We start from the raw sequence: 1,318 nt of genomic DNA on the forward strand, positions 1-1,318 counted from the left end.
TCTCGATGTCCGTGACCGAGATGTAGACATGATCGATCATTTCGAGGCATCCTTCCACATCGCAGTGTTCTTACGGGCGACGTCGTGGAACGTGCGCCACGGTAGGCCGGTGATCTGCGCGACCGTGCAATTGGGGCGGGCCTGCGCGCACGCGCTATTTTGCCGCGTGGCGCACGTTCGCGAACGTCCGCAACTGCCGATGAGCGGTTGTGCGGCGGCCGTGGAAGTGATCGTTCGTCGAGTAACTGGGTTATTGCATCATCTCGCATCCGCCGCTTCAGCCTGACGTCTGCCACAGAGACTCTCGGTACCCATACTGCTTCGTGGTCCACGGCACTGCAGTGCGGCCATGGCTCGTCTGCCGGCCACAACAGTGGCCCCCCGATCGAACTGTCGCGCACCGATGGTGTTCCCGGACGCGGGTGCAGGCGAGTCGCGGTGCGGGCCAGTGGTGCCAACTCGGGAAAGACGGTCACGAGATCAACCGGACGTGGCGGAGTAGTACGAGTCACACAACAACCTCTCGACGTACCTGGAGATGTTCGATTTCGATGACGATGGGACCGGCGCGGTCTCATCCCGAGACTAGGCATCCGAGCCTTGACCAACTTCCCGCCACTGGCAATCGCGGAGTTCTCTGAGAAAGCGGATATCTCAGTTCAGGAGAGCGTCTTCGGCGGTTTTAGAATGCACGCTGCTGCCGCATATCGCGCTGATCGAGTCGGCCGAACCTACGTCCCGCTCAGCGTCGTTTGCCGAGGCCGGGTGCCCCTCCGCTGACGGTTGGAACCGAGCTGCCACGGTCGGCCGATCGCTCCTTGCGATCATCCATCTCCGCCTTTTGCGCCTACAGTCGGTGTTGCCGATCCTTGGTCACGGCGTTCTCCGCAGCCCTCTTCGCCTTTCGGACTTCACGCGCACGTTCGGATTGTGATGCGTTCCAGCACAAACCACACCGTCGAACCTCGGCCGGGCGACTCGCGCTCAACGGATCATCCGACTCCACCGGGATCTTGCACATCGTCCGAGCAAGCTTCTTCGGGTTCACGACGTGAGCCTGTTCCTCCAAAGTCACCCAATTCCATGGGAGCGATTCAGCTTTGCTACTTCCTCCCACGAAATCGGACTTTAGTCGCAATGTCGCGGACCGGGAGTTATCGCGGGAAGGCACCGCTACTTCGAGCTGGGCAAACCCCTACTTAGCCGGCAACGGTTACCTCGGTGATTCGTTGCACGGCATGGCCCGGTAACTCCTGGCAAACCCCTGAGCCGTGAGCTCTTTGAAAAGGCGGCGAGTGCCGGGTCAGGCCGGATCTAT

1 protein-coding gene is annotated in these 1,318 nt (G+C 61.0%); it reads left to right on the plus strand.

Annotated elements, in window-relative coordinates; all coding sequences use genetic code 11:
- Nucleotides 1–286 (plus strand): hypothetical protein (locus ACLMAL_RS39585; protein ID WP_412003763.1); only part of this gene is annotated, 286 nt, incomplete at its 5' end.
- Between the last annotated feature and the right edge of the window lie 1,032 nt (nt 287–1,318).

It is taken from the genome of Nocardia sp. CWNU-33 (assembly GCF_046764895.1).
Lineage (GTDB): Bacteria > Actinomycetota > Actinomycetes > Mycobacteriales > Mycobacteriaceae > Nocardia.